The organism is Streptomyces sp. NBC_00539 (genome assembly GCF_036346105.1).
Lineage (GTDB): Bacteria > Actinomycetota > Actinomycetes > Streptomycetales > Streptomycetaceae > Streptomyces.
This window is the reverse complement of record NZ_CP107811.1, coordinates 1,282,928-1,305,250: the sequence shown is the minus strand read 5'-3', so window position 1 is coordinate 1,305,250 and position 22,323 is coordinate 1,282,928. Positions and strand designations below refer to the sequence as shown.

23 protein-coding genes, 1 tRNA gene and 1 riboswitch are annotated in these 22,323 nt (G+C 71.5%); of the genes, 14 read left to right on the top strand and 10 right to left on the bottom strand.

What is annotated here, in order from left to right:
* Positions 1 to 4 precede the first annotated feature (4 nt).
* Both hpnH and OG861_RS05820 read left to right on the top strand, forming a co-directional pair.
* Complete coding sequence (gene hpnH, locus OG861_RS05825) at positions 5 to 1,036, top strand: adenosyl-hopene transferase HpnH (RefSeq protein ID WP_329199832.1); 1,032 nt, start codon at positions 5 to 7, stop codon at positions 1,034 to 1,036.
* Positions 1,033 to 2,436 carry an aspartate aminotransferase family protein gene (locus OG861_RS05820; protein WP_330261391.1) on the top strand — a complete coding sequence of 468 codons (1,404 nt, stop codon included), beginning with the start codon at positions 1,033 to 1,035 and terminating at the stop codon, positions 2,434 to 2,436. The genes hpnH and OG861_RS05820 overlap by 4 nt, the downstream gene beginning before the upstream one ends.
* Before the next feature lie 80 nt (positions 2,437 to 2,516).
* On the opposite strand, the gene OG861_RS05815 is transcribed toward OG861_RS05820, so the two are convergent.
* Positions 2,517 to 3,323 (bottom strand): tyrosine-protein phosphatase, encoded by an 807-nt coding sequence (locus tag OG861_RS05815; protein ID WP_329199836.1) that lies wholly within the window; start codon positions 3,321 to 3,323, stop codon positions 2,517 to 2,519.
* Between the two features lie 359 nt (positions 3,324 to 3,682).
* Positions 3,683 to 3,859: riboswitch (cyclic di-AMP (ydaO/yuaA leader) on the top strand.
* A gap of 2 nt (positions 3,860 to 3,861) precedes the next feature.
* Between OG861_RS05815 and OG861_RS05810 the strand changes: the two genes are divergently transcribed.
* The 8 genes from OG861_RS05810 to OG861_RS05775 all read left to right on the top strand — a co-directional run bounded on the left by OG861_RS05810 (position 3,862) and on the right by OG861_RS05775 (position 11,261).
* Entirely contained in the window at positions 3,862 to 4,833 is a 972-nt protein-coding gene (locus tag OG861_RS05810) for a LysM peptidoglycan-binding domain-containing M23 family metallopeptidase (protein WP_329199838.1), read from the top strand.
* 165 nt (positions 4,834 to 4,998) lie between these two features.
* On the top strand, positions 4,999 to 5,784 hold the full coding sequence (locus tag OG861_RS05805) for an SGNH/GDSL hydrolase family protein (RefSeq protein ID WP_329199840.1): 786 nt from the start codon (positions 4,999 to 5,001) through the stop codon (positions 5,782 to 5,784).
* A 168-nt stretch (positions 5,785 to 5,952) separates the two neighbouring features.
* On the top strand, positions 5,953 to 7,152 hold the full coding sequence (locus OG861_RS05800) for an MBL fold metallo-hydrolase (RefSeq protein WP_329199842.1): 1,200 nt from the start codon (positions 5,953 to 5,955) through the stop codon (positions 7,150 to 7,152).
* Positions 7,153 to 7,361: 209 nt separating this feature from the next.
* On the top strand, positions 7,362 to 9,194 hold the full coding sequence (locus OG861_RS05795) for an ATP-binding protein (RefSeq protein ID WP_330261390.1): 1,833 nt from the start codon (positions 7,362 to 7,364) through the stop codon (positions 9,192 to 9,194).
* Between the two features lie 74 nt (positions 9,195 to 9,268).
* The gene (locus OG861_RS05790) at positions 9,269 to 9,700 is read left to right on the top strand and encodes a roadblock/LC7 domain-containing protein (protein ID WP_329199846.1); all 432 of its coding nucleotides are present in this window, start codon (positions 9,269 to 9,271) and stop codon (positions 9,698 to 9,700) included.
* Positions 9,697 to 10,119: a DUF742 domain-containing protein gene (locus tag OG861_RS05785; protein ID WP_329199848.1), complete on the top strand. Its 423-nt coding sequence runs from the start codon at positions 9,697 to 9,699 to the stop codon at positions 10,117 to 10,119. The genes OG861_RS05790 and OG861_RS05785 overlap by 4 nt, the downstream gene beginning before the upstream one ends.
* Positions 10,097 to 10,699, top strand: coding sequence for a GTP-binding protein (locus OG861_RS05780; protein WP_329199850.1), 603 nt, complete (start codon positions 10,097 to 10,099; stop codon positions 10,697 to 10,699). Before OG861_RS05785 ends, OG861_RS05780 begins: the two co-directional genes overlap by 23 nt.
* 19 nt (positions 10,700 to 10,718) lie before the next feature.
* Positions 10,719 to 11,261, top strand: coding sequence for a GAF domain-containing protein (locus OG861_RS05775; RefSeq protein WP_329199851.1), 543 nt, complete (start codon positions 10,719 to 10,721; stop codon positions 11,259 to 11,261).
* Positions 11,262 to 11,273: 12 nt separating this feature from the next.
* On the opposite strand, the gene OG861_RS05770 is transcribed toward OG861_RS05775, so the two are convergent.
* Both OG861_RS05770 and OG861_RS05765 read right to left on the bottom strand, forming a co-directional pair.
* On the bottom strand, positions 11,274 to 12,215 hold the full coding sequence (locus OG861_RS05770; protein ID WP_330261389.1) for a transketolase family protein: 942 nt from the start codon (positions 12,213 to 12,215) through the stop codon (positions 11,274 to 11,276).
* Between the two features lie 28 nt (positions 12,216 to 12,243).
* The gene (locus tag OG861_RS05765) at positions 12,244 to 12,945 is read right to left on the bottom strand and encodes a transketolase (RefSeq protein WP_329199854.1); all 702 of its coding nucleotides are present in this window, start codon (positions 12,943 to 12,945) and stop codon (positions 12,244 to 12,246) included.
* A gap of 156 nt (positions 12,946 to 13,101) precedes the next feature.
* Between OG861_RS05765 and OG861_RS05760 the strand changes: the two genes are divergently transcribed.
* Positions 13,102 to 13,175 (top strand) — tRNA-Pro (locus OG861_RS05760).
* A 135-nt stretch (positions 13,176 to 13,310) separates the two neighbouring features.
* Here OG861_RS05760 and OG861_RS05755 read toward each other — a convergent pair.
* Positions 13,311 to 13,592 carry an SHOCT domain-containing protein gene (locus OG861_RS05755; protein ID WP_329199856.1) on the bottom strand — a complete coding sequence of 94 codons (282 nt, stop codon included), beginning with the start codon at positions 13,590 to 13,592 and terminating at the stop codon, positions 13,311 to 13,313.
* 33 nt (positions 13,593 to 13,625) lie between these two features.
* Positions 13,626 to 14,078 carry a DUF6325 family protein gene (locus OG861_RS05750; RefSeq protein WP_330261388.1) on the bottom strand — a complete coding sequence of 151 codons (453 nt, stop codon included), beginning with the start codon at positions 14,076 to 14,078 and terminating at the stop codon, positions 13,626 to 13,628.
* 148 nt (positions 14,079 to 14,226) lie between these two features.
* Here OG861_RS05750 and OG861_RS05745 point away from each other — a divergent pair, with 148 nt between their 5' ends.
* Together OG861_RS05745 and OG861_RS05740 are read left to right on the top strand one after the other, a co-directional pair.
* Entirely contained in the window at positions 14,227 to 15,567 is a 1,341-nt protein-coding gene (locus OG861_RS05745) for a hypothetical protein (protein ID WP_329199860.1), read from the top strand.
* Between the two features lie 56 nt (positions 15,568 to 15,623).
* On the top strand, positions 15,624 to 17,042 hold the full coding sequence (locus OG861_RS05740) for a DUF2252 domain-containing protein (RefSeq protein ID WP_329199861.1): 1,419 nt from the start codon (positions 15,624 to 15,626) through the stop codon (positions 17,040 to 17,042).
* 70 nt (positions 17,043 to 17,112) lie between these two features.
* On the opposite strand, the gene OG861_RS05735 is transcribed toward OG861_RS05740, so the two are convergent.
* Genes OG861_RS05735 through OG861_RS05725 form a run of 3 tightly spaced genes read right to left on the bottom strand, consistent with a single transcriptional unit; the run spans position 17,113 to position 18,077 of the window.
* Positions 17,113 to 17,514 carry an SHOCT domain-containing protein gene (locus OG861_RS05735; protein WP_330261387.1) on the bottom strand — a complete coding sequence of 134 codons (402 nt, stop codon included), beginning with the start codon at positions 17,512 to 17,514 and terminating at the stop codon, positions 17,113 to 17,115.
* Positions 17,511 to 17,876, bottom strand: coding sequence for a carboxymuconolactone decarboxylase family protein (locus OG861_RS05730; RefSeq protein ID WP_329199865.1), 366 nt, complete (start codon positions 17,874 to 17,876; stop codon positions 17,511 to 17,513). The genes OG861_RS05735 and OG861_RS05730 overlap by 4 nt, the downstream gene beginning before the upstream one ends.
* Before the next feature lie 51 nt (positions 17,877 to 17,927).
* A complete protein-coding gene (locus tag OG861_RS05725) occupies positions 17,928 to 18,077 on the bottom strand; it encodes a hypothetical protein (protein ID WP_329199867.1) in 150 nt (49 codons plus the stop codon).
* A 222-nt stretch (positions 18,078 to 18,299) separates the two neighbouring features.
* On the opposite strand from OG861_RS05725, the gene OG861_RS05720 reads away from it, so the two are divergent.
* Positions 18,300 to 18,704: a DUF7144 family membrane protein gene (locus OG861_RS05720; RefSeq protein WP_329199869.1), complete on the top strand. Its 405-nt coding sequence runs from the start codon at positions 18,300 to 18,302 to the stop codon at positions 18,702 to 18,704.
* Positions 18,705 to 19,070: 366 nt separating this feature from the next.
* Here the strand turns inward: OG861_RS05720 and OG861_RS05715 are convergent, their stop codons facing one another.
* Positions 19,071 to 19,268, bottom strand: coding sequence for a hypothetical protein (locus OG861_RS05715; protein WP_329199871.1), 198 nt, complete (start codon positions 19,266 to 19,268; stop codon positions 19,071 to 19,073).
* Between the two features lie 118 nt (positions 19,269 to 19,386).
* Positions 19,387 to 22,083: a LuxR C-terminal-related transcriptional regulator gene (locus tag OG861_RS05710; RefSeq protein ID WP_330261386.1), complete on the bottom strand. Its 2,697-nt coding sequence runs from the start codon at positions 22,081 to 22,083 to the stop codon at positions 19,387 to 19,389.
* Positions 22,084 to 22,323: the final 240 nt, after the last annotated feature.

The following is a 22,323-nucleotide window of genomic DNA, read 5'->3' as shown; positions in this document are numbered from 1 at the left end:
CCAGATGGCCATGCCGTTGCGACAGTCCATCAGGGTCGGGACCTATCTTCTCGAACAGAAGTTGCGCAAGCGTGAGAAGTTCCCGCTGATCGTCGAGCTGGAGCCGCTCTACGCCTGCAACCTGGCCTGCGAGGGGTGCGGGAAGATCCAGCACCCGGCGGGGGTGCTCAAGCAGCGCATGCCCGTCGCCCAGGCCGTCGGCGCCGTGCTGGAATCCGGGGCGCCCATGGTGTCCATCGCCGGCGGCGAACCCCTGATGCACCCCCAGATCGACGAGATCGTCCGGCAGTTGGTGGCGCGCAGGAAGTACGTCTTCCTCTGCACCAACGCGATGCTGCTGCGCAAGAAGATCGAGAAGTTCACGCCCTCCCCGTACTTCGCCTTCGCGGTGCACATCGACGGGCTGCGCGAGCGGCACGACGAGTCCGTGGCCAAGGAAGGCGTCTTCGACGAGGCCGTGGCGGCCATCAAGGAAGCCAAGAGGCTCGGTTTCCGCGTCACCACGAACTCCACCTTCTTCAACACCGACACACCGCAGACGGTCATCGAGGTGCTGAACTACCTCAACGACGACCTCAAGGTCGACGAAATGATGATCTCGCCCGCCTACGCCTACGAAAAGGCCCCCGACCAGGAACATTTCCTCGGCGTCGATCAGACCAGGGAACTGTTCAAGAAGGCGTTCGCCGGCGGCAACCGGCGGCGCTGGCGGCTCAACCACTCCCCGCTCTTCCTCGACTTCCTGGAGGGCAAGGCCGATTTTCCCTGCACCGCCTGGGCCATTCCGAATTACTCCCTCTTCGGCTGGCAGCGGCCCTGCTACCTGATGAGCGACGGGTACGTCCCCACGTACCGGGAACTGGTCGACGACACCGACTGGAGCAAGTACGGCCGCGGGAAGGACCCCCGCTGCGCGAACTGCATGGCGCACTGCGGCTACGAGCCGACCGCCGTCCTCGCCACGATGGGCTCCCTCAAGGAGTCCCTGCGCGCGGCCAGGGAGACGCTCGGCGGCAACCGGGACACCTCGGCATGACGCCCGCCACGGGAGGGGGCAAGGGCTTCGACCTCGGCGCCCTGCTGGCCGAACGCGGCGCCGAGCGGTACGAACTGCACGCCCGGCACCTCAACCACCAGCTGCCCCGGATGCTGCACACCATCGGCTTCGACAAGGTCTACGTGCGGGCCGAAGGCGCCCACTTCTGGGACGCCGAGGGCAACGACTACCTCGACATGCTCGCCGGGTTCGGCGTGATGGGCCTCGGCCGCCACCACCCGGTCGTCCGCCGGGCGCTGCACGACGTCCTGGACGCCCAGCTCGCCGACCTCACCCGCTTCGACTGCCAGCCCCTGCCCGGGCTGCTGGCCGAAAAGCTCCTTTCCTACAGCCCCCACCTGGACCGGGTCTTCTTCGGCAACAGCGGCACCGAAGCGGTGGAGACCGCCCTCAAGTTCGCCCGGTACGCCACCGGACGCCCCAGGGTCCTCTACTGCGACCACGCTTTCCACGGCCTGACCGCCGGCTCCCTCTCGGTCAACGGCGAGGGTGGCTTCCGCGACGGCTTCGCCCCGCTGCTGCCCGACACCCGGATCCCGCTCGGCGACCTGGCCGCGCTGGAGCGGGAGCTGAAAGCGGGCGACGTGGCCGCCTTCGTCGTGGAGCCCATCCAGGGCAAGGGGGTCCTCGCGCCCCCGCCCGGGTTCCTGCTCGCCGCACAGGACCTGCTGCGCCGCCACAAGGCGCTGCTGATCGCCGACGAGGTGCAGACCGGCCTCGGGCGAACCGGGGAGTTCTACGCGTACCAGCACGAGCCGGGCCTGGAACCGGACCTGGTGTGCGTGGCCAAGGCCCTTTCCGGGGGCTACGTCCCGGTCGGGGCGACCCTCGGCAGGGACTGGATCTTCAAGAAGGTCTACTCCTCCATGGACCGGGTGCTGGTGCACTCCGCCAGCTTCGGCTCCAACGCGCAGGCGATGGCGGCCGGGCTGGCGGTGCTCACCGCCATGGAGGACGAGGGGATCGTGGCCCACGCCCGCGCGACGGGCGACCTGCTGCGCGGACGGCTCGCGGCGCTGGTGGACGAGTACGAGCTGCTCCACGAGGTGCGCGGGCGCGGACTGATGATCGGCATCGAGTTCGGCCGGCCGTCCTCCCTGGGTCTGCGCAGCCGTTGGACGATGCTCCAGGCGGCCCGCAAGGGGCTCTTCGCGCAGATGGTCGTGGTCCCGCTGCTCCAGAAGCACCGGATCCTCACGCAGGTCTCCGGAGACCACCTGGAGGTCATCAAGCTGATCCCGCCGCTGATCGTGGACGAGGCGGATGTGGACCGGTTCGTCACCGCCTTCCGCGAGGTCATGGACGAGGCGCACGGCGGGGGCGCCCTGATGTGGGACTTCGGCAGGACGCTGGTGAAGCAGGCCGTCGGCAACCGCTGACGGCCTGCCCCGGTCGTCTTGGCCGGTCCAGGCCAGGGGAGCGGCCGGCCGCCCGAGCAGCCGGTGGGTCGAGCCGCCGGTCAGTCGAGGAGCCGGTCCCTCAGCCGGCCGAGGGTCGCGGGCGTGAGCCCGAGCCCCTCGGCCAGGTAGGGCCCCACCCCGCCCCACGTCGCGTCGATCGTCTCGAACGCCGTGGTCAGGAACTCGGCGCGGGCGTCGAAGAGCGGGGCCAGCAGCTCCATCACCTCGGGGGAGCGGGCGTCGGGGGAGTCGTCGGTGCGGCGCACCCGATAGCGGTTGTGCGGGGCGTTCGACTCCAGGTAGTCCGCCACGATCGCCTCGCGCTCGACCCCGAGGGCGAGCAGGGTGACGGCTATCGACAGACCGGCCCGGTCCTTGCCGGCCGCGCAGTGCATCAGGGCCGGGACGCTGTCCTCGGCGAGCGCGTGGACGACCCGGCTGTGCTCGGCCGTCCGGTCCCTGATGATCGTCCGGTACGAGTTCTGCATCCGTGCGGCGGCCCTTCCCTCGCCCAGGAGACCCCGGAGCTGCCCCAGATCGCCGTCGCGGACCATTTTCCAGAACTCCCGGCCGTCCGCCGGGTCCGTCAGGGGAATGTTCACGTTCCGCACGCCGGGCAGATCGACGTCCGGCCCTTCCAGCGCGTGATCGGCACCGTTGCGGAAGTCGAAAACGGTGTGCAGACCGAGTGAGGTCAGGAATTCCACATCGTTTTCGGTGGCATGTGCCAGATGTCCGCTTCGGAAGAGAAGTCCCGACCTGACCCTCCGTCCGTCGGTGGTCGGCAGGCCACCCACATCGCGGAAATTGCGCACTCCGGACAGTTCGGGCCCCGTGGGCGGGTTGGCGGCTATCTGCTGGGTCACGGAACGGATCCTCCGCATCGTCGTGGGCCGTCGCGGCCGGGGTGGTGGCCGTGGGCTGCCGGGTCGTGTCGCGCTGTCCGAATTGGGCGGGTTGGGGCCAACTTGCCATATCCGGGGGCGAGATCGCGCCGGATGCCGTGAGCCAGATCATACGGTGACCGAGCGTGCCTGATCGCGGAACGCGAATTCCCTTGTCGCCGCGGCCGTTGGGGGAGCGGAATGGACGCAGGGTGACGGGAATTCAGCCGGCTCCTCATATCTGCTATTCCGTCAGGGAATTCATGGCTTGTTGTGCACTGCCCCGCTGGATTACCTTCGCGATCGATCCGGGTGGACCGCCGAATCCTGCCGCCGCCCGGGAACCGCACCCGACTATTCACGCGCGCGGCAGGAGCGGGGGAACCAGGTAAGCCGCTGTTCCGGATCTTCCCGCCGGAACGGCTCGGGGTGAAGTCGTACGTCGCCGCTGTGCGTACGACCGGACATCTCCAGTCCGAACCCGACAGCTCACCTCGCAGGCGACGGAGAGGAATTCGTCATGCCCGCAAAAGGCAAGCACCGCCGACCGAAGTCCCGTGCCATCCCCCGCGGACTGGCCGCAGCCGGTACCGGCGGCGCAGCGCTCGCGCTGCCGCTGATGGGTGCCGCCGGCGCCCACGCCGTCCCCGCAGCCGCCCACACCGCGCTGCCCGTCCAGGCCCCGCAGCTCCCGGTGTCCGTGCAGGCCGCGCCCGCCGCCGCTCCGGCCGCCGCCCCCGGCGTCTACACCGTCGTCCCCGGCGACTACCTGTCGAAGATCGCCGCCGAGCGCCACGTGTCCGGCGGCTGGCAGCGGCTGTACGCCGACAACCGCGAGGCCGTCGGCGCGGATCCCTCCCTCATCCACCCGGGGCTGCGGCTGACGCTCGGCGGGCACGGTGACCGCACCCCCGCCAAGCCGGCTTCCCGTGTCGCGGGCACTGCCCCGGCTCCGGACACCTCCGAGCGGTCCTCCGCCGGGGCCCATGCGTCCTCCGAGGCCGGCTCCGGCAGCGGTTCCGCGGCCGAGCAGCCCGACGCCCCGTCCACGCAGGACTCCGGCTCCTCCACCGGCGCCGTGACGGCGTCCGGATTCGTCGCCCCGGTCAGCGGCGGGACCTCCACCCCGTACAAGCAGGCGGGCAGCATGTGGTCCTCCGGTTACCACACCGGTGTCGACTTCATCGCGAGCACCGGCACCAGCGTCAAGGCGGTCGGCGCCGGCACCGTGGTCACGGCTGGCTGGGGCGGTGCGTACGGGAACGAGGTCGTGATCCGGCACGCCGACGGCAAGTACTCCCAGTACGGCCACCTCTCCCAGCTGTCCGTCTCGGTCGGCCAGAGCGTCACCGCCGGACAGCAGATCGGGCTCTCCGGCGCCACCGGCAACGTGACCGGCCCGCACCTCCACTTCGAGATCCGCACCGGTCCGTCCTACGGCTCGGACATCGACCCGCTCGCCTACCTGCGCTCGAAGGGCGTCAGCATCTGACGCACCGCGGGACGGGGACGCCCGGACGCGTGAGGCCGGAACCCCGAAAGGGGTCCCGGCCTCACGCGTTTCTTATTCCTCATGTGCATCGTGGCGTAGATCACGGTCCGTCAAACCCTCATTACGTTGGCGTAGGTCGCCCGCGGGGGTGAAGGATGTGGTGCTGTGGCAGCGACGAAGACGACACTCAAGACCATCGGTTCGTACGCGGCGATCGGGGACAGCTTCACCGAGGGAGTAGGGGACCCGGGACCCGGGGATTCGTATCTCGGCTGGGCGGACCGGCTCGCCGTGCTCCTGGCCGATCAGCGGGAAGAACACGATTTCCGGTACGCGAACCTGGCCGTCCGGGGGAAGGTGCTCGACCAGATCGTGGCCGACCAGGTGCCGAGGGCCAAGGCCCTCGCGCCCGACCTGGTCACCTTCTGCGCGGGGGGCAACGACATCATCCGTCCGGGGACCGACCCGGACGACGTGGCCGAGCGCTTCGAGGCGGCCGTGGCCGACCTCACCGGCTCCGTCGGCCAGGTCATGATCACGACCGGGTTCGACACCCGGGGGGTGCCGGTCCTCAAGCACCTGCGCGGCAAGGTGGCGACGTACAGCGCACATGTGCGCGCCATCGCCGACCGGTACGACTGCCCGGTACTCGACCTCTGGTCGCTCAAGTCCGTACAGGACCGGCGGGCCTGGGACACCGACCGGCTGCACCTGTCACCCGAAGGACACACCCGGGTCGCGCTGCGCGCCGCCCAGGTGCTCGGCCTCGACGTACCCGCCGACCCCGACCAGCCGTGGCCGCCGGAGCGGCCGCGCGGTTCGGTGGACGTGACGCGGGACAACATCCAGTGGGCGCGCGAGCACCTGGTTCCCTGGATCGGGCGGCGGCTGCGCGGCGAGTCCTCCGGGGACCACGTCGCGGCGAAGCGGCCGGACCTGCTGCCGTTGTAGGGGGCGGGGCGGGGCGGACCTGCCGCGTCGCAGGGCGTGGTCGGCGGGGTCGGCGGGGGTCGGGCGCGACACGCCGGGGGACGCAAGCGGAATCCCCGGGGGCCGGTGTGCGTTGGGATGGTCGTAGACATCTACGACCGTCCAGCCCCCATCCTCCCAGGAGGCGCCTTGTCCGACTCCCGTCCCCTGCGTCCCCGGCTGCGCGCCCTGCGGCCCGAAGCCTTCGGCGCGGACCCGTCCGGTGCCCGGCTGGAGCGGATCCTGCGCTCGCCGAACTTCGCCGATGGAGTCTTCCAGAACCCGGTGGGGGCCCGGACCAGGCCTTCCGGTTCCATGGCGGAGTTCGCCAAGATCTACTTCCACAAGGAGCAGCGCCTGCGGCGCAGCCCGGGTGCACCCGTCCCGGTGTACCCGACGACCCTGGCCGAGCTCGCCAAGCCGCCGGCGAGCAGACTGCGGCTGACCTGGATGGGGCACTCCAGCGTCCTCGCCGAGATCGACGGCCGCCGCGTGCTGTTCGACCCGGTCTGGGGCGAGCGGTGTTCCCCCTTCCCCTTCGCCGGGCCCAAGCGGCTGCACCCGGTGCCGGTACCGCTGGCCTCGCTCGGGGAGGTCGACGTCGTGGTGATCTCGCACGACCACTACGACCACCTCGACCTCCCGACGATCAAGGCGCTCGCCGGTACGGACACGGTCTTCGCCGTCCCGCTCGGCGTCGGCGCCCACTTGGAGCGCTGGGGCGTCCCCGCGGAACGGCTGCGCGAGCTGGACTGGAACGAGAGCACCAAGGTCGCCGGGCTCTCCCTCACCGCCACCCCCGCCCGGCACTTCTGCGGACGCGGCCTGCGCAACCAGCAGTTCACCCTGTGGGCGTCCTGGGTCGTCCAGGGCGACGCGCACCGGATCTACCACAGCGGTGACACGGGCTACTTCCCCGGCTTCCAGGAGATCGGCGCCGCGCACGGGCCGTTCGACGCCACCATGATCCAGATCGGGGCGTACTCCGAGTACTGGCCCGACATCCACATGACCCCCGAGGAGGGCATGCGCGCCCACCTCGACCTCCAGGGCGGCACCCCGCACGGCACGATGCTGCCGATCCACTGGGGCACCTTCAACCTGGCCCCGCACCCGTGGGACGAGCCCGGCGAGGGCACCTTCGCCGCGGCGGAGGCGGCCGGTGCGGCGATCGCCCTGCCGGTACCCGGCCAGCCCTTCGAGCCGGGAGCCGCCGACGCGCCTGCCGAGCCGTGGTGGCGCCCCTTCGTCGCGAACGCCGCCCCGGTGACGGCACCCGCCGCCCGTCCGGCCGCCGCCAGGTCGAAGCCCGCGCTGCCGCACGAGGAGCCGGAGTCGGTGGGCTCGTAACGGCCACGCGCCGCCGTCGGTGACCGCACGGCGCCGACGGCGGATTCGGGCGGCCGTACGAGCGCTCCTTCCCAGGCGGTAAGACCCCGGTGAAGTTGCCCAACTGGCGGCCCGGGGTGGGACCGTGCGGTCTAGCGTGGGTATCCGGTGATCAACACCGGGCCTTGGCAGTGCCGGGGGCCCGGAAGCCCCACGTACCGAGGACCCCGATGTCCGGATACCGCGCCGCCCGCCACGCTCCGTCGAGACTCGCCGCCATTGGCCCCGGCCGGCAGTTACGCCCCCAGCTGGTCCGGGCCGCCGTCCTGCCCACGCTCGCCGCCGGGCTCAGCGGCGCCGCCGCCGTGATCTTCACCCTGCAGCTCGGTGGCGGTGCGGGCACCCGCGACCCCCGGCTGTGGCCGGCACTCACCGGCTGCGGGCTGCTCGTCGTCGGTGCGCTCGCCGCAGCCCTGCTCGGGGGCCGGCGCGCGGCGAAGGCCGTACGCGAACGGTGCGAGGCGCTGCGCCGCTCCAGCCTCCGCGGCCGCCAGGAACTGCGGGCGGCCGCAGACCGGCTGGAGCGGGGCGAGGCCCCGCCCCGTCCGGTGCCCGGCGGTCCGGGCGGGATCCCGCCGGGCACCGACCCCGCGGGCGTGGACGAGTTCTGGCTGCTCGCGCAGGAGCTGCGCGGCGCCCGTGAGCAGGCGCACCAAGTCCTCGTACGGCTGGCCGGACAGGCCGCCGCCCCGTCCGACAGCGACCGCAAGGTCGAGGTCTTCGTCAACCTGGCGCGCCGGCTCCAGTCCCTCGTGCACCGCGAGATCTCCCTGCTGGACGACCTCGAAGACACGGTCGAGGACCCGGACCTGCTCAAAGAGCTCTTCCACGTCGACCACTTGGCCACCCGGATCCGGCGCCACGCCGAGAACCTCGCCGTGCTCGGCGGCGCCGCCTCCCGACGGCAGTGGACCCGGCCCATCGACCTGAGCGAGGTGCTGCGGTCCTCCGTAGCGGAGGTCGAGCAGTACACCCGGGTCAAGGTGGTGCCCCCGGCGGGCGGCACCGTGCGCGGACACGCCGTCGCCGACGTCGTCCACCTGCTGGCCGAGCTCATCGAGAACGCCACCGTCTTCTCCGCCCCCGACACCGACGTGGTGGTGCGCGCCGAACGCGTCACCGCAGGGATCGCGGTCGAGGTGGAGGACCGGGGGCTGGGCATGCCGGCCGAGGAGCAGCACCGGATGAACGCCCTGCTGGGCGACCCCGATCAGGTCAACGTGCGGCACCTGCTGGCGGACGGCCGGATCGGCCTGTTCGTGGTGTCGGCGCTCGCGCGCAGGCACGGGGTCGCCGTCGAGCTCAAGTCCAACATCTACGGCGGGGTGCGTGCCGTGCTCGTACTGCCGCACGAGCTGCTGGGCGCGCAGGCGCCGGGCGCCGCCGACGCGCAGGGCGGTTCGACGGCCACGTCGTGGGGGACCGGGGTGGGGGCGGCGGTGCCTGTGCTGGAGCCGGTACGCGTGCCGCCCGCGCCGCACCGGGCCGAACCGGCGGCCGCGGCCCCGTCGGTGCCGACGTGGGCGGAGCCGGAGCCGGTGCCGGTGCGGGTGGAGCCGGTGCCGTGGCCGCGTACGGAGCCGCTCGCGGAGCCGGTGGCCGGGCCGGCCCCGTACGCCGTGTCCGACGGGGGGCGCGGGCCAGGTTTCGAAGCCGGCCCGGGCTTGGATGCGGGCCCCGCCTTGGATGCGGGCCCCGCCTTGGATGCCGGCCCCGCCTTGGACGCGGGCCCCGGCGCCGGAGCGGGGGCCGCATGCCACGCGGGCCCCGGCGCCGCCGCCGGAGGCCTGGTGCCCGCGGCAGTCACCGTGCCCGCCGCGCGGAGGGATCCCGACCGGCCGACGCTGCCCCGGCGCCGCGCCCAGGAGCACCTCGTGCCCGAGTTGCGCGAGGCCCCCGCCCCGCGCCGGGCCCCGGAAGCCGAGCCGCCCGTACACGATCCCGGCCTGATGGCGGCCTTCCGGCGCGGCTTCGACAGGGCCGGGTCGGAGCCCCCGGCATGACGCCGTCCGGCGACCGGCCCCCGGCCGCCTCCCTTCCCCACCCCCACCCCCACCCCAGCAAGGAGCGCACCCTCATGAGCGGCGAAGTGGCGACCGGGACAAGCCGGCTCTCGGATCTCGACTGGCTGCTCGGCGGCCTGGTGCAACGCGTGCCGTACACGCGCAGCGCGGTGCTGCTCACGGCGGACGGCCTGGTCAGCTGCGTGCACGGCCTGGACGCCGACAGCGCCGACCACTTGGCGGCGCTGGCCTCGGGCCTGTACTCGCTGGGCCGCAGCGCCGGATCCCGGTTCGCGGACGGCGCGGAGGTCCGGCAGGTGGTGGTGGAACTCGACTCGGCGCTGGTCTTCGTATCGGCGGCCGGGTCCGGCACCTGCCTCGCGGTGCTGGCGGACCGGGAGGCCGACGCGGGTGTGCTGGGCTACGAGATGGCGATGCTGGTGAAGAGCGTACGTCCCTACCTGGCGGCCCCGCCGCGTCGGCCCGTCGCCGACGGCGAACGATGAGGGCCGCGGCGCGGGGGGCCTACGGGTCCGGCACCCGGCGGGAGACCGCCCCCTGGCTGGACGACACGGCGGGCCGGGTCATGCGGCCGTACACGGCGAGCGGCGGCCGGACCCGGCCCGCCGCCGCGCTCGACCTGCTCTCGGTGGTGACGGCGACGGGCGTACGCCCGCGTGCGCCCCTCGGCGCGGAACACACCCTCGCGCTGCGCTTGTGCGCCGGCGCGGCGGCGGTGACGGTCGCCGAGGTGGCCGGTCAGCTACGGCTCCCGACGGGGGTGGTGAAGGTGCTGCTGTCCGACCTGATGGAACACGGGGCGGTGGAGGCGCGGACGCCGAGGTTCCCGGGCGGTGACTCGCTCCCCGCCGACGACCTGGACCTGCTGCGGGCGGTGCTCGATGGCCTACGCCGAAGGCTGTGACGGCCGGGGCCTGCCCGCGACCTTGAAGATCCTGGTCGCGGGCGGGTTCGGAGCGGGGAAGACCACCTTCGTGGGCGCGGTGAGCGAGATCGAGCCGCTGTGCACGGAGGAGCGGCTGAGCGACCTGGGCGAAGGCGCCGACCCGCTGGAGGGGGTGGAGACGAAGACGACGACCACCGTCGCGCTGGACTTCGGAAGGATCACCCTCGACGGGGGGCACGTCCTGTACCTCTTCGGCACGCCCGGGCAGCAGCGCTTCTGGTTCCTCTGGGAGGAGCTGTGCGCCGGCGCGCTGGGGGCGGTGGTCCTCGCGGACACGCGCCGTCTCGCGGACTGCTTCCCGGCCGTGGACTTCTTCGAGCGGCGCGGGATCGCATTCGTCGTCGCCGTCAACGAGTTCGACGGCTGCCACCGCTACACGCCCGCCGAGGTCCGGGAGGCGGTGGGGCTCGGACCGGAGGTGCCCGTCGTGCGGTGTGACGCCCGGCTGACCAGTTCCGGCACGGGGGCGCTGGCCGCCCTCGTCCACCACCTGCTGTTCAACGCCAGGTCCGCGAGCGCGGCGGACCTGGCCACCTAGGAGGATCGGGGGAACCGTCATGACGTACTACGAATCGACCGGCCATCTGCTGCTCACCCCGGTGGACCGGGAGGCACCCGCCCGCGCGGTCCGGCTGCGCGAACTGGGGCTCGGCGAGCGGCCCGACGCGGAACTCGACGCCTTCGCGCGGCGGATCGCGCAGACCCTGGACGTACCGTACGCGGGGGTCAACTTCATCGGTGAGGAACGGCAGTTCTTCGCGGGCCTCCACCACCGGCCCGACGCCCCGCCGAGCGGTTACCCGGCCCGCGTGCTGACCCGCGACCGCGGGTACTGCCCCCATGTGGTGGTCCGGAGGCGGGCGCTGGTCCTGGAGGACGTACGGGACTTCGCGCGCTTCGCGGGCAACGCCGTCGTGGACGAGAGCGGGGTGCGCTCCTACGCGGGAGCCCCGCTGACGGACCGGCGGGGCTCCGTCCTCGGGACGGTGTGCGCGGTGGACGTGGCGCCGAGGCGGTGGGGGACCGAGGGGCTGGGGACGGTGAAGGCGCTCGCGGCGGAGCTCGCGGGGCTGCTGCGGGAGCGGGAGGACAGCCCTTAGGGCCTTAGGGCCTTAGGGCCTTGGGGCCGGGCTCGTCCCGCGGTTCGGGCCCTCCGGGCGCAGGAAGGCGGAGATCCGCTCCCTCAGCGAGCGGGCGTCCAGGCCGTGGGCGGCGGTGTGTTCGGCGATGGTGCCGTAGCGCCGGAGTTCCGCGCGGCCGACGCCCAGGCCCAGGACCCGGTGCGGAACGTCGCCGAGGGCGTCGTTCGCCGCAGCCGTGGACGTCCCGGCGAGGTACGGCTCGACCAGGACCACATCGGCCGGCGTGCCCCGCCCGACGGCGGCGCGCAGGGCCGCGTCGTCGAAGGGCCGTACGGTCGTCGCGTACAGCACGGTCACGTCCATGCCCTCCGTCGCGGCGAGGACGTTGTCCAGCAGCGGGCCGACCGCCAGCACCACCCCCGCCCGCCCCTCCCGCACGGTGTGCGGGCCCGGCCCGATGACGGGACGCGGCTCGGTGTTCGTCTGCTCGCTGAGGCGGACGTACACCTTGTCGTCCCCGGCGGCGTACGCGTCGCGCAGCAGCGCCTCCGCCTCGTCGGGGTGGCCCGGCACGTGCACGGTCCAGCCGTCGAGGGTGTCGAGGAGGGCCACGTCGCCGGGTGCCATGTGGGTGAACCCGCCGGCAGGCCAGTCGTAGCTGGCGCTCGCGCTGACCAGGACGCCGCCCGTGTCCTGGTGCCCGAAGTCCAGCTTGACCTGCTCGAACGGCCGCTCCACCAGGAAGCTGGCGAACGTGTGCACGATCGGCCGCAGCCCGGTCAGGGCGAGTCCGCCGCCCACTCCGACGAGGAGCTGCTCCCGGATGCCCACGTTGATCACCCGGTCGGGGTGGCGCCGCAGGGCGGGGCGAAACCCGTCCATGGTGATCTCGGCGAGTACGAGTGCCAGCCGGGGGTCCTCGTCGAGCATCCTCGACGTGACCGTGATGAACCGCTCCCGCATGGTGTCCATTTCTCCCCATCCCCTTGTGCGCGTGGTCTCAGAACTTCTTCTCGACGCGGGCCACGACGGCGTGCGGCCGGCCCGGGTGCGGCGCCGTGAAGGCGGCGTGCAGTGCGGCGTGGTCCCGGCCGTCCACGGTGGTCGCCGACCAGCCGGCGGCCTCGAAGCGGGAGGCGATCCCGCCGGGCCAGCCGTGGGTCGCCGAGTCGTTGTCGATCACCACGGTGTGCAGGCGCTCCAGCCCGGCCGAACCGGCGTAGGCGAGCGCCTCGTGGTTGCTCCCCTCGTCCAGCTCCGCGTCTCCGATCAGCACCCATACCGCCGGGTCGTCCAGCCCCTGCGCGCGCAGACCCAGCGCGGTGCCGACGGCCAGCGGCAGCCCGTGCCCGAGGGAGCCGCTGCCGATCTCGACGCCGGGGATCAAGGTGCGGTCGGGGTGGTGCCCGAGCGGGGAGTCGAACCCGCCGAAGCCGCCGAGCCACTCCACGGGGAAGAACCCCTTGGCGGCGAGTACGGCGTAGTACGCCATCGGCCCGTGCCCCTTGGACAGCAGGAACCGGTCGCGCTCCACGTCCTGCGCGGTTCCGGGTCCGACCCGCAGCACCCGGTCGTACAGCACCCAGAGCACGTCGAGCGTGGAGGTGGCGGCGGCCCCGTGCTTCTCGGCGCCGGTCATGAGCGAGAGGAGACGGCCCAGGTCCTCGTAGCGGAGCTCCGTGTCCCCGTGTGTTTGCGTCATGCACCTACCGTGCAACCTCAAGCCTGCTTGAGGTCAAGCGCCGGTGGCCCCGTCCGTCAGATGACCCGGAAGGTGAATGTGCGCGCGGCCACCCCGTGAAGTGCGGTATTGTTTCCCTGCCGGTTCGGCCGGGGGAAACCCCAGGTCAGCGGCGCTCGGGACGTGGCGCAGCTTGGTAGCGCACTTGACTGGGGGTCAAGGGGTCGCAGGTTCAAATCCTGTCGTCCCGACTCAAGAGAGTCGTAGGTCGAGGGCCGTTGCAGAGAAATCTGTAACGGCCCTCGATCGTTTGTGGGGACCACTCGGGTACTCGGGGACAGACCCGCCTTGCCCGCGTCAGCGCACCCGGCCCCATGACCAGCGACTCATGACGCGAGGATGTTGCGCTTCTGTTCCTCGAACTCGGCCTCTGTGAGCACGCCTTGGTTCTTGAGCTCGCCGAGCTGCTTCAGCTGCTCGATCTTGCTCGTCATGTCGGGAGCCGCCGGAGCCGCCGGAGCCGCCGGCGGTTCGGCGTAGGACGCCGGCTGGGGTTCTTGCTGCGCCGCCCATCGTCCCTGCTGTCGGCGTGATACACGGTTCGACACGGCGGTCGCCGTTCCGGCGACGACGGCGGTGCGCGCTACCCCGCGGAGGAGACCTGGCATGGCTGTGTCCCTTCTGTCCTGTCGAGCTCTGCCCTAGTGAGCGGCCTCGATCGCCTCGAGGGCGTCGACGAGGTCGGTCACCGGGATCCGCCCGGAGGCGACCATCCGGCCTCCGCCGCGACGCAGCGCGGCGGCGAAGGGGGCGGCCCACAGGTTCTCGTAGATCAGGATGCCTGCGGAACTGCCGGGCTCCAGCGCGGCGCCCGCCTCCTCGAGGTCATCCTGGCCCAGGAGCCCTGACGACGCTCCCTCGAAGACGGCCAGGTCGAGCCGGCCGTCGCCGGTGAGGTCTGCGATCTCCATGCCGGTCACGGATCCGTCGTCGTCCTTCTTGACGAACATCAGGTCCAGGATCCGGATCAGGCCGCGGTCCACGAGATCGACGAGGATGGGGAAGCCCTCGCCCGTCATCCGGTTACCGGGAAACTCGACGACCAGATAGTCGATCGGGCCCACTTCGCCCACGTCTTCGAATTCGTCGCTCACGACGTCACCTCTGGTGTTCGCTCATGCTCCCGGTGACCCCCTCACCCAATTGCATCATCGGGGTGCCGCCGTCGCACCTCGGTACCCGTTCACCCGACTGGCTCGGCCCAGGTCGCGCGCCGTTCGCCGGACAGATCTGCTGGGGGCCATGAGCGACCACGGTGGCAAGCAGCTCTCGGCCGCGGAGCGCAGCGAGCTGGCCGATCTGCGGCAGCGGGTGAACGCCCTGGAGGGTTCCCGGCCGGCAGGTCTGCCACGGCACCACCCGCTTCGCTCACTCGGCTCGGCGGTGCTGATCCTCCTCGCCGCGCTGCTGTCGATGCTGTCCGTCGTGGCGGTGTGGGCCAACAGCATCGTGCAGGACACCGACCGCTACGTCGCCACCGTCGGGCCGCTGGCGAGCGATCCCGACGTGCAGGAGGCGGTCACCAACCGGGTCACCGCCGCCGTGCTGGCGCAGATCGACGTGGACGCGCTGGTCAAGGAGCTGACGGACGCGGCCGCGGAGAAAGGTGCCCCACCGCGGCTGGCCACGTTGCTGGGCGGTCTGGACAAACCGATCTCGAGCGGTCTCAAGCGGGTGGTCAGCAGCACGGTGGAGCGGGTGGTCACCAGCAGTGCGTTCGAGAAGGTCTGGGTGAACGGCAACCGCAGGGCGCACACGGCGCTGGACAAGGCGCTGACGGGTCATTCCGACAGCGCGGTCAAGCTCGAGAACAACCAGGTCGTCATCGACCTCGGTCCGATCGTCGCCCAGGTGAAGGACCAGCTGGTCGACGCGGGCTTCTCACCGGCAGCGAAGATCCCGGCCGTCCACACGAACTTCGTGGTGTTCGCGTCGGAAGACGTCGGCAAGATCAAGACCTACATGAGAGTGCTGGAGATCCTCGGCGGCTGGCTGCCCGTCATCGCGTTGCTGTTCGCGGCCGCCGGAGTGTACGTGGCGTTCAACCGCCGGCACGCGCTCATCGGGGCCGCGCTGGCCGTGTTCGTCGCCATGCTGGTTCTCGGGATCGGCCTCACCGTCGCCCGCGACGTCTATCTCAACCATCTGCCCCCCGGGGCGTCCCAGGCCGCGGCGGGAACCGTGTACGACGCACTGGTGAAGTTCCTGCGGGCCGGTGTGCGGGCGCTCGCCGCGGTCGCCCTCTTCACCGCCGTCGCCGCCTTCCTCGCGGGGCCGTCCCGGATCGCCGTCCTCACGCGGACCGGTTGCCGCAGGAGCATCGGCGCCCTGCGCGACGTGACGACATCGGCGGGGCTTCGTCTCGGTGCGGTCGGGCGGTTCGTCCACCGCTTCAAGCGCTGGATCGGGGTGGCCATCCTGGTGATCGCCGCGATCGTGCTGTTCACCTGGAGCTACCCGACGACGGCGGTCGTGGTGTGGACCGCCGTGATCGTCCTGGTGGGCTTTGCGATCCGCGAATTCCTGGACGACGGCGGCTCCGCACCGGCGGCTTCGCCCCGGGCCGGTACCGCCGCCCACTGACCCTGCCCGTCCCGAGTGCCCTGCCGAGTCACGTGTCCATCCCTGGAGCCGCTGCCATGGCCGAGAACCACCTGGACGGCCGCACCCTGCGGCACCGCACTGCACGGGAGCGGGCCGCGCTGGGCAAGGAGGCGCGGGCCGCCGTACCCCGCTCCAGCCACGTCGAGTTCTCGCCGGGGCCCGAGCGGCCGGATCCGTTGGAGATCATCGAGCGGCAGTCGGCGACGCGGCTGCCCGAACTCGTACCGATCCGCTACGGAAGGATGTCCGAGTCGCCGTTCCGGTTCTACCGCGGGGCCGCCGCCATCATGGCGTCGGACCTCGCGGACACACCGAGGACGGGGCTCCGCGCCCAACTGTGCGGTGACGCCCACATGCTGAACTTCCGGCTGCTGGCCTCCCCTGAGCGCCGGCTCATGTTCGACATCAACGACTTCGACGAGACGCTGCCCGGCCCTTGGGAGTGGGACGTCAAGCGGCTGGCCGCCAGCCTCGTCATCGCCGGCCGGGAAAACGGCTTCAGCACCAAGGAGCGGGCGAAGATCGTACGGGCCACCGTGCGCTCCTACCGCGAGAGCATGCGGGCCTTCGCCGGTATCGGCAACCTGGCCGTCTGGTACGCCCAGTTCGACGAGGCATGGGTACAGGGCCGGTTCGGGGCGGACCTGTCCGCGCGGGGCCGTGAACGCTGGGCGCAGGCCGTGACCAAGGCACGGGCGCACGACACCGTTCAGGTCTTCGACAAGCTCACCACGATCGTCGACGGCAAGCGGCGGATCACCCCCGATCCGCCGCTCATCACCCCTCTGGAGGACCTGCTGCCGGACGCATCGCGCGAGCGGCTGGAGCAGCAGATCACCCGACTGATGGAGCGTTACGGCAAAACCCTCCAGTCGGACCGGCGGTTCCTGCTGGAGCAGTACCGGGTGGCCGACATGGCACGCAAGGTCGTGGGCGTCGGCAGTGTGGGCACGCGCTGCTGGATCGTGCTCCTGCTGGGCCGGGACGGCAAGGACCCGCTGTTCCTCCAGGCAAAGGAGGCCGACGAGTCCGTGCTGGCGCCCCACGCCGGGCCCAGCGCCTACCCGACGCAGGGCGAGCGGGTCGTCTCCGGGCAGCGGCTGATGCAGGCCACCAGCGACATCTTCCTGGGTTGGGAGCGGGTCGACGGAATCGACGGGCGACGGCGGGACTTCTACGTGAGGCAGTTGCGGGACTGGAAGTGGGTGGCGGTGGCCGAAGAGATGGTGCCGCGTGGCATGCGCACGTTCGGCGCTCTGTGCGGGGCGACGCTGGCCCGCGCGCACGCCAGGTCCGGTGACCGCATCGCCATCGCCGCGTATCTGGGCGGCGGCGATTCGTTCGACCGGGCGTTGGTGACGTTCGCAGAGCGGTACGCCGACCAGAACGAGCGGGACCACCAGGCGCTCGTCGACGCCATCAAGGCCGGGCGGCTGCGGGCCGAGGCCGCCTGATCCCGAGGAAGCGTCACAGGGCGCCGCACCGGCTGCCGCCGGCGGCCGGTGCGACGCGACCTCCCGGCGCTCAGTGGAGGATCTTCGCCTTGGCCTGCTGGAATTCGGCGTCGGTGATGTCGCCCTTGGCGCGCATCTCGGAGAGCCTGGCGAGTTGATCCGCCTCGCTCCCGGCCCCACTGAAGGCGGCGTCCCGGACGTATTCGTCGAAAGCCTGCTTCTGCTCCTGGGCGTGCTTCACCTCGCGCTTGCCCATGCCCTTGCCCCGGGCCAGGACGTAGACGAACACGCCGAGGAACGGCAGCAGCACCACGAAGATGAGCCATCCGGTCTTGCCGCCCCCGCCGAGCGTGTCGTCCCGGAAGATGTCGACGATGATCCGGAAGAGCAGGACGATCCACAGGATCCAGAGGAAGATCCACATGACGGTCCAGAACGCTCCGAGGACCGGGTAGTCGTAGGCCAGATTCATTTCACCGCTCCTTCTTCCTCTCCCCCGCCGGGCAACAAGCGCAGCCCGAAAGCTTCACCGATGCCGCCGGCGGCGGCCACCACGCGGGCGGTGCCGACCACGGGGGCGATGGCCACGAGGGTGCCCCGGACCTTTTCCGGGGGCACGCCGATGTCGTCGGCGGCGCCGACGTTGAGCAGGTACGAGGCGGGGGAGGCCCCCAGGGCCACCAGCGCCGCGATGCGGGTCAGCAGGTACGTCTCGGGGTCCAGACCGGATCGCTCGAACGCGTTGAGCGTCATCTGGACCAGAGTGTCGAACACGGGGGCGTCCGACTCGTCAGGGGCGTTGACGTCCTGCGCCCCGTCCGCATTCCCGGCCATCTCCGGCTCCCTTCTTCCGGCTCGTTCCTTGGCCGTGGGCATCGCGCCCGTTCAGTCGAGCAGCACGTATACCTGTGCCTCGTGGTCGACTACCTGTGCCTCGTGGTCGACGTAGCGATCGCCGGACACATCGACGACGACCCCGTCGATCGTGCCGCGGGGGAACGGGAACGGTCCTCGGCAGTCGCGTAAGACGTCCACCGCGTGGATGTACTGCTGACCACTCTCACCGGGAACAGCCGGTCTCGCCTCACCCGTCACGGGTGACAGGCTCCGGCCCTCTCCGTCCGTGGGATGCCAGAGCACCAGCGATCCGGCCTGCGGACATCACCCGCCGCGGGTGATCATTCCTGCCGAGCCGCCTCACATGCTGGAAGAAGCAGCGTTGGCTGCTGCGTCGCACCGACGAAGTGAGGAAGACCCATGACCACGACTCACAACCGCTCGGACACAGCCGAGGGGGCGGCAGGCGGACTGACGACGTTCGCCGCCATCCTGCTGTTCATCGCCGGCGTCCTGGACGTCCTCCGCGGCATCATGGCGATCGTCGACGACGACGTCTACGTCTCCACCCCCAACTACCTCTTCAAGTTCGACCTGACCAGCTGGGGCTGGATCCAGCTGATCCTCGGCGTGATCGCCCTGCTCGTCAGCGCCGGCCTCTTCGCCCGCGCCACGTGGGCCCGGGTCGCCGGCGTCTGCATCGCGGGACTGCTGATCATCGCGAACTTCCTGTCGATCCCGTACTACCCGTTCTGGTCGATCATCCTGATCGCGCTGTACGCCTTCGTCATCTGGGGCCTGTGCGTCGTGCGGCGAGAGCCCTGACGGACATGCCGAAGCGGCCGCCTGCGGTGAGGCGGTGAGAGGGTGAGCGGAAGCTGCTACGGAACGCCCTCCGCCGCCACCACACTGACCTGCCCCCGAGCACCGCTCGAAGTCGTGGTGCCCGGGGCAGGACGTGCCGCCTGCCGGCCGAGCCGGCCGGGGCGATCTGCAGCCTGGACTGCGCCTTCGACCGGCCGATGCCCACGATGGCCGGACTGCTGGGTCAGGGACAACCCCCGCGCTGATCACGCGCCTGTATGCGGAAGCCGACGCCGAGCGGTCGCACGACGCGCCCTGCCCGTGTGAGGGGGGTTGCAAATGAGCCCGCTGCCACGGCAGTTGCGTCCGCCGATGAGTCATGTCCCGTCAGAGAGCGGTCCTGCGCATCTCCACCACATGGAGGCCCAGCGACTGGAACCGCGCGAGCAGCCCGTAGAGATGCGCCTCGTCGATGACCTGACCGAACAGCAAGGTCTGTCCGGACACGACGCAGCCCTCCAGCTCCGGGAACGCGTCGGTCATCGTCCTCGACATCTGCCCCTCGATGCGGAACTCGTATTCCATGAACACGCATCCCTCGCAGCTGGAGTCCCTCCAGGCCCCCGCGTGCCCCATGCTGCGCCGTCGTGCGGAGCGGCGCATCACCCTGGCCGGGTGACCTCGGCCGACCGTCGCAGGGGCGTCACAGCAGATGGAGTTCCCGGGCCCGGCGCACGGCCTCACCACGCCGGGTCACGGCGAGCTTGCGGTAGATGTTCTTCAAGTGGGTCTTGACCGTGTTGACGGACAGGAACAGCTCTGCGGCGATTTCCTGCGTGGACATCATCTGGGCCAGTAGGCCCAGGACTTCGCATTCCCGGTCACTGAGCGGCTCGGCCACGGGAGCAGGGCCGGCCCCAACGCCATCCGCGGCCTGCGCCTTTGCCACCGGACCGATCGACAGCCAGTCATGCGCCCGCCCCGGAGGGGACCCGCTGCCGAGCAGTTGCCCGAGCCAGGGGCCGGCCTCCAAGAACGGCCGCTTCAGACGCCCGGGCCGGGCGACGGTAAGGGCACGGGCGATGAGATGCCGGGCCGTGGCCTCGTCACCCAGCATGCGAGCCACCTGCGCCCGCACCAGCAGGGCCCGGACCGTCACGGCCGGCCCGTGGCCGTTGGGGCCGGGCAACGCGTCGAGGAGCGCGCGGGCCGCGTCGCGGTCACCGGCCGCCAGCCGGGCGTGGGCCGAAGCGATCGCGTAGTGCAGCCCTGCGTCCTGCCACTCGGCCAGCGCCTCGACCGCTGACCACGGGTGCCCCCGAGCCGTATGGGCCGCGGCCGCGGCCAGCGCCACTTGACCGTCCACCCAGAAGGGCGGTGAGGTGGCTGACGGCGTCTCCCGCATGTCGTCGAGGACCTGGAGGGCCTGGACGGGGTCGCCGCCGGCAACCAGCAGCCGCGAGCTCGTGACGGACCACCACCACGCGGTGATCGGGTCACGGGCGCAAGGAGACGACGGGGTTGCCCGGTGGAGATGGGCCCGGGCGGAGACGAGATCGTCGCGCTCGATGTCGATGCCCGCCAGCACCAGCCGCCCGAGGGACGTGCGACCCGAGGGCGGCAAGCCGAACCGCTCCGCCTCCGCGATCGCCAGCCGCGCCTGCTCCTCGGCCCGGCCCGGCCACCCTTCGAGAAAGTCGATCAGGGCGAGCCGGCCCAGGGCATCGTGCTGCGTCTGGGCAGTGGAGGGCCCGTGAGACGCCTCCACCGCAGAGGTCAGCGCCGCCCGGGCCGCGTCGAAGCGGCCTGCCCACAGCCGAGCCGATCCCAGAGCGGCGAACCTGAGTACGCGCATCTCCGGATGCGCCTCCAGACGCTCCGCGAGGGCCTCCCGTCCCTCGAGCTCCTCGGCCCGCCGGGAGGCGGACTCGACCATGTCCGCCGAGCCGAGCAGCCGGCCGGCCATCACCCGCAGCAACGCACAGCTCAGGTGGGCGGCCGACGCGTCCTGTGCTTCGACCGGCGGCAGATGTGCCTCGGCACGGCCCAGGTCCGCGAGCCCTCGGCCGACGTCGCAGCGAGCCAGCTCACAGGCGGCGCGAACCAGGCCGGCGGCGGGACCGGGCGTGTCCGGCGCCATCCTGGTGAACAACGCGCGGAGCCGGTCCGCGTTCAGCCCTGTGAAGAGCTGTCCGATCGCCAGGTCGTCAACGAGCCGGTCCGCGGCGAACGCCCAGTCCCCCGCGTCGGCGGCGTGCGGCAGGGCCTCCGCAACCAGGCCGACGTCGCTCAGCCATCGGGCGGCCGTGCCGTGCAGTTCGTGTTCCAGCCCGGGGTGCCTGGTGTTCAGGTGAGCGCGCAGGATCTCGGCGAAGAGGGGATGCAGCCGGTACCACGAGTGGCTGATCGGCTCGACGAACGCGTTCGCGCGTTGCAGTTCCGCGAGGACGGGAGCGGCATCGTCCCGTCCGGTGAGGGCGTTCGCCAGGCCGGGGTGGATCCGCTCGCAGATGCTGGTCCGCAACAGCAGGTCCTGGCTCGCGGCGGACTGGGTTTCCAGCACCTCGGCCAGCAGGAAGTCCGCAACGGTGCTCTGCCCCGTTTCGAATTCCTTCAGAAAGGTCTCCGGGTCCTCTGCCCGCTGCGCCGCGAGGATGCACAGGCGCAGCCCCGCAACCCATCCACCGGTGCGTTCGGTCAGCGCGTGAGTGCCCCCGTCCGACAGGGACAGGCCGTGCAAGCGCGCGAGTTCGGCCGTCTCCCCGGGCAGGAACGCCAGGTCGGCGGCGCGGATCTCCGTCAGCTCGCCGGCGGCGCGGTACCGGTGCAGCGGCAGCAGCGGCTCGGTACGGCTGATGAGGAGCAGGCGCAGCCCCGCCCCCGCGTGGTGAAGGACGAACTGGAGTTCGTCGGCAACTTCCGGCGCGGAGATCCGTTCGAACTCGTCGAGGACGAGGACCACCGGGTCGGTCCGGCCGTTCAGGTGTGCGGCGAGCCGGGCCAGCAGCGAGTCGTCGACCTCGCTCGGGCGAGCGGGACCGGCGATGTCGTCGGGCAGAGGGATTCCGTGGTGACGCAAGGCCTCCAGGACGTAGGCCCAGAAGATTCCCGGGGTGTTGTCGCCGGACTCGACCGTCAGCCACGCCATCGGGCCGGGCAGGAGCGCCGTACGGACCCAGTCGGCGGCCAACAAGGTCTTGCCCGCCCCCGCCGGCCCGTTGACCAGCACCAAACGGTCCGAACCGGTCAGGGCCCGGGTGAGGCACTGCGCCAAGCGGGCCCTGCGGATGAACGTCTTGGGTACATGAGGAAGCGTGAACCGAGCAGCGAGAACAGGGTCGCCGTTCGGCGTCAGGCCCCCGGGAACGCTTTCGCGGGCCGAGCCGCGGGATTCGGACATGACACTTTCCACCTTGGCAGAGACCCCGCGGCAGTCAAATCCGCCTCGCGGCAGCCGCTGGAAGCGGTTGCGCGAAGTGGGGGCAAGCAGTAGGGCCGCCGGGGCGTGGCAGGCCGGGGCTCGCCCGTCGCGCACCAATGGCGTACGTGTTCATGTCGAATGCCCGGACGGGTCCGTAAGGTCGGGTGTGAGTCCGAGGGCTGGAGGTAGGGCATATGCCGCCGGCGGTGTGATCGCCGG

Bases quoted from the DNA above. Each gene is read 5' to 3' on its own strand.
- hpnH (WP_329199832.1), top strand. From the start codon at position 5: ATGGCCATGCCGTTGCGACAGTCCATCAGGGTCGGGACCTATCTTCTC.
- OG861_RS05820 (WP_330261391.1), top strand. From the start codon at position 1,033: ATGACGCCCGCCACGGGAGGGGGCAAGGGCTTCGACCTCGGCGCCCTG.
- OG861_RS05810 (WP_329199838.1), top strand. From the start codon at position 3,862: ATGCCCGCAAAAGGCAAGCACCGCCGACCGAAGTCCCGTGCCATCCCC.
- OG861_RS05795 (WP_330261390.1), top strand. From the start codon at position 7,362: ATGTCCGGATACCGCGCCGCCCGCCACGCTCCGTCGAGACTCGCCGCC.
- OG861_RS05790 (WP_329199846.1), top strand. From the start codon at position 9,269: ATGAGCGGCGAAGTGGCGACCGGGACAAGCCGGCTCTCGGATCTCGAC.
- OG861_RS05785 (WP_329199848.1), top strand. From the start codon at position 9,697: ATGAGGGCCGCGGCGCGGGGGGCCTACGGGTCCGGCACCCGGCGGGAG.
- OG861_RS05780 (WP_329199850.1), top strand. From the start codon at position 10,097: ATGGCCTACGCCGAAGGCTGTGACGGCCGGGGCCTGCCCGCGACCTTG.
- OG861_RS05775 (WP_329199851.1), top strand. From the start codon at position 10,719: ATGACGTACTACGAATCGACCGGCCATCTGCTGCTCACCCCGGTGGAC.
- OG861_RS05770 (WP_330261389.1), bottom strand. From the start codon at position 12,215: ATGGACACCATGCGGGAGCGGTTCATCACGGTCACGTCGAGGATGCTC.
- OG861_RS05765 (WP_329199854.1), bottom strand. From the start codon at position 12,945: ATGACGCAAACACACGGGGACACGGAGCTCCGCTACGAGGACCTGGGC.
- OG861_RS05755 (WP_329199856.1), bottom strand. From the start codon at position 13,592: ATGCCAGGTCTCCTCCGCGGGGTAGCGCGCACCGCCGTCGTCGCCGGA.
- OG861_RS05745 (WP_329199860.1), top strand. From the start codon at position 14,227: ATGAGCGACCACGGTGGCAAGCAGCTCTCGGCCGCGGAGCGCAGCGAG.
- OG861_RS05740 (WP_329199861.1), top strand. From the start codon at position 15,624: ATGGCCGAGAACCACCTGGACGGCCGCACCCTGCGGCACCGCACTGCA.
- OG861_RS05735 (WP_330261387.1), bottom strand. From the start codon at position 17,514: ATGAATCTGGCCTACGACTACCCGGTCCTCGGAGCGTTCTGGACCGTC.
- OG861_RS05730 (WP_329199865.1), bottom strand. From the start codon at position 17,876: ATGGCCGGGAATGCGGACGGGGCGCAGGACGTCAACGCCCCTGACGAG.
- OG861_RS05720 (WP_329199869.1), top strand. From the start codon at position 18,300: ATGACCACGACTCACAACCGCTCGGACACAGCCGAGGGGGCGGCAGGC.
- OG861_RS05715 (WP_329199871.1), bottom strand. From the start codon at position 19,268: ATGGAATACGAGTTCCGCATCGAGGGGCAGATGTCGAGGACGATGACC.
- OG861_RS05710 (WP_330261386.1), bottom strand. From the start codon at position 22,083: ATGTCCGAATCCCGCGGCTCGGCCCGCGAAAGCGTTCCCGGGGGCCTG.